General features: G+C 65.3%; 4 protein-coding genes. 1 reads left to right on the plus strand and 3 read right to left on the minus strand.

The features are described from left to right. Window positions 1-28: 28 nt before the first annotated feature. Genes AAC023_RS13925 through AAC023_RS13935 form a run of 3 tightly spaced genes read right to left on the minus strand, consistent with a single transcriptional unit; the run spans window position 29 to window position 3221 of the window. A complete protein-coding gene (locus AAC023_RS13925; protein ID WP_339741802.1) occupies window positions 29-766 on the minus strand; it encodes an ABC transporter ATP-binding protein in 738 nt (245 codons plus the stop codon). Window positions 767-805: 39 nt separating this feature from the next. Continuing rightward, the gene (locus AAC023_RS13930) at window positions 806-2131 is read right to left on the minus strand and encodes an amino acid permease (protein ID WP_339741804.1); all 1326 of its coding nucleotides are present in this window, start codon (window positions 2129-2131) and stop codon (window positions 806-808) included. Further along, window positions 2112-3221 (minus strand): aromatic ring-hydroxylating dioxygenase subunit alpha, encoded by a 1110-nt coding sequence (locus AAC023_RS13935; RefSeq protein WP_339741806.1) that lies wholly within the window; start codon window positions 3219-3221, stop codon window positions 2112-2114. Before AAC023_RS13935 ends, AAC023_RS13930 begins: the two co-directional genes overlap by 20 nt. 156 nt (window positions 3222-3377) lie before the next feature. Between AAC023_RS13935 and AAC023_RS13940 the strand changes: the two genes are divergently transcribed. Further along, window positions 3378-3800: VIT1/CCC1 transporter family protein (locus AAC023_RS13940; RefSeq protein WP_339741808.1), on the plus strand; the 423-nt coding region annotated here is incomplete at its 3' end.

Genomic DNA, 3800 nt, shown 5'->3' on the forward strand with positions numbered 1-3800 from the left:
GAGAGCCACGCCAGCATGCCGCCCCCGCCTACCATGTGATGTCACGCGGGTGTTTGGGGTTGGGATTGAGCCGCACCTCACGCACGGCGCCATCGGCGAAGATAACCACCCGGTGCGCCATCGCCGCGACACCGGCATTATGGGTGATGATCAGCGTGGTGGCGTTGAGGCTGTCATTGACGGTCTTGAGCGCTTCGAGCACCCGGGTTCCCGTTGCCGAGTCCAAGGCGCCGGTCGGCTCGTCGCACAGCAGGACCGAGGGCTGTTTGGCGATGGCGCGGGCAATGGCGACGCGCTGCTGCTCACCGCCCGACATCTGGGCCGGGAAATGGCTTTGCCGGTCCTTCAGTCCGACCATGTCCAATGCGGCATCGGGGGTGAGGGGATTGTCAGCGATCTCGGTGACGAGGGCGACATTCTCCCACGCCGTCAGGGTGGGCATGAGATTGTAGAACTGGAACACGAAGCCGACATTGCGGCGCCGGTATTGCGTCAGCTCCTGGCGGCTGGCGCGGCCGATATCGCGGCCGCGGAAGAACACCTCGCCGCTGGTCGCCTTGTCGAGACCGCCAATAATGTTGAGGAAGGTCGACTTGCCGCTGCCCGAAGCACCCAGCACCACGACCAGCTCGCCATCGGGCAATTCCAGATCAACACCGCGCAGCGCCTGCACCTCGGCGGCGCCCTTGCCATAGGTCTTGGTCAGGCCGCGCGTGCGAAAGCACAGGCCCTCCATCGGCTCGGTCTGTGATTTCGGCGCTGGCATGCTGGCTCCCTGCCGAGTGTCAGGTCCCTTGGATAGCTGTCATTCCGCCGGTGCGGAAGGCGACACTTCGTCTGCCTTGCCCTGACGGCCGAGAAAATAGACCGGCAGACCGATCACCATCAGCACCATGCCCCAGAACAAAACTTCCAGTCCCGAGCCGAAAATCGCAAAGCAGGAATAGAGCGCGGCGAGCAGGGCGATGATCGCCCAGCTCCGCGCCGACTTCCAGGAATGGCGCAGCTCGGCGATGGCACTGACCAGCAGCGGCATCAGCAGGGCAAGGGTACTCATCATCAGCAGGAAGGTGAAAGCGCCGACCAGTCCGCGCGAGTAATTGAGGATCAGCAAGATCGAGCCGAGGATGAGCGAGATCAGCAGCGCGTATTTCGGGGCGCCGCGGCCATTCGTGGCGGCGAAGAATTTTGGCGCCAGCCGGTCCAGCGCCACCGCCATCGGCAATTGGCCGGACAGGAAGATGATGCCGTTCAGGGCACCCGCAGTCGATACCAGCGCCCCGATGGCGACAAGCGGTCCGCCCCAGGGGCCCAGATGCCGGGCCGCGTCGGCGAAGGGCGAGGTGGAGACTGCGAGCTGGTCAGCCGGGACCAGCGCCATCACCGCGGCGGTCGAGCCGATATAGATGATGGCGACGGTGATGGTGCCGATTACGGTGGCGCGCGGAACGGTCTTTGCCGGATCGCGGACCTCACCGGCGGGGATTGTCCCGGATTCCAGCCCGGCAAAGGCCCACATCGTGAGCAGGGCTGTCGTCGCCAGCACGCCGATGAAAGTGCCGCCCGACGGATTGACGGCCGGCAGGTTGGCCATCTCGCCGGCGACGGCACCGAGGCCGATGATCAAGAGGATGGGGAGGATTTTGAGCACGGTCATGATCAGCTGCACCAGGCTCGCATCCGAGGCGCCGCGCAGGGACACCAGACCGAGGCCCCAGATAAGCGCCAGCGCGACCCCGGCCTGGGCCACCGGCGCCTGCCCGAGCGCCGGGACGAAAACGGTGACATAGCCGACAAAGGCGATCGCGACCGCCGGGATGGATATCCAGTAAGAGGCCCAATAGCCCCACACAACGAGAAAGCCGGGCAGATCGCCAAAGGCGTCATGGGCATAGGCATAGGGCCCGCCCGTTCTTGTCGTGCGCATGGCCAGCCGGCCCAGCGTCAGCGCCAGCAGGATCGAGCCGCCCGCCGTCAGGGCCCAGCCGGCGAAGCCCATCAGGCCATAGGGCGCCATCACGGCCGGCAGCATGAAGATGCCCGAACCGATCATCACGCCAACGGTCAGCGACCAGCAGCCCCAGAAGCCGATGGCTTTCGGCTTCGCCTTTTCAGTCGTTTGCGTCTCCATGCGTCATTCCCCCCTCGGCGCGGGCATAGGCCTCGCGCAGCAAATTCTGCCAGTGCCAGACGCCGGCCTCCTGGCTGGGCGATAGGCGCCCCGGCCGGTAGGCGCCGCTATTCAGTCCCTGCTGCACACGCTCGCAAATCAGCCGGTCCTCGCCCTGGATCTCGTCGGAAAAGGCATCATCGGCCTGCGCCATGCTTTCAAAGCCCGGTGCGTAGTAGAAATCGAACTCGACGCGGCAATGCGACGGCCCGTCGGCGACGACGCGATTGGTCTGCACCCGGCCGGGCAGGATATTGAGCATGGTGTTGGGATAGATGAAGAAATACAGCGCCTCGCCATCGGCATAGAGGCCGTTCGGATCGCTCACCGGTGCGCGCTGCAGCGACCAGAAATCCGCCAGCTCGGTCCTGTATTGCGGATAGCTGACGACACCGCTGAGCCCGGGATGCACGAAGGGCAGGTGATAGCCTTCAAGGAAATTGTCGACATAGGTCTTCCAGTTGGCAGCGACCTTGTAGATGCGGCGGTGATGATGGTGCATGCCGGCCAGATCATAGGGCGCGGCCAGCGCTTCGATACCGGCCATCACGGCGGCGAAATCCGGTCCGCCGGCGCGGGCGCGCGCGAAGATCATGCCATTCCATGTCTGCAGTTCGATGCGGGCGAGGGCGATGCCGTCGCGGTCGAAACTCTGCGCGTCCTGCATTTCCGGCGCGGTGCGCAATTGCCCGTCGAGATCATAGGTCCAGCCATGATAGGCGCAGCGCAGCCGTTTGGCGCCCTTGCCATCGCATAGCGCCAGTGGTCCGGCGCGGTGGCGGCAGACATTGACGAAACCGTTGAGCGCGCCGCCGGCAGCGCGCACGATCAGCACCGGCACGCGGCCAATATCGCGCACGACATGATCGCCCGGCTGCGCCACATCCGAGGCCGGGCACAGGATCTGCCAGCCCGGCTCGAGCACTGCGGCCTGGTCGACGCCGAGCCAGTGATCGCCGGCATAGAAATCCGGCGACAGGGCCGAGGCCTCGTCCAGCGGGACAGACTGCAGCCGTGGATCGGCCGATTTTGCGGGGAATTCATCGCTCATTGCAGGACGTTAGGGCCGGCAGGCTTGGGCGGCAAGCGCTTTGACGATCCGGCCGGATGTCCCGGCCTGCCGATGGCCGGTGGCAATCCGCCGCGATTGCCCGCCCGTGCCGGTCATTCTAGGTTTGTCGCTCGACGCAACAGGGACAGATGCTGCATGAAACGCTCGAAATTCACCCATCCCGAACATCATGGCATCGAGCGGATCGGCTGGCTGCGCGCCGGCGTGCTCGGCTCTAATGACGGCATTGTCTCCACCGCCAGCCTGATTGTCGGTGTTGCTGCGGCCAATGCCTCGGCGGGGGAAATCCTGGTGGCCGGCACGGCCGGGCTGGTGGCCGGAGCGATGTCGATGGCGGCCGGCGAATATGTCTCTGTCAGCTCGCAGGCGGATGCCGAAGCGGCCAATCTTGCGCGCGAACGCGAGGAATTGGTGGCGGATCCGGCCGGCGAACGGGCCGAGCTGGCGGCCATTTATGTTGCGCGTGGCCTGAGCCGGGAACTCGCCGACGAGGTTGCAACACAATTGATGGAGAAGGATCCGCTTGGCGCCCATGCCCGCGACGAGCTGGCGATCTGC

Source organism: uncultured Maricaulis sp. (assembly GCF_963976135.1).
Taxonomy (GTDB): domain Bacteria; phylum Pseudomonadota; class Alphaproteobacteria; order Caulobacterales; family Maricaulaceae; genus Maricaulis.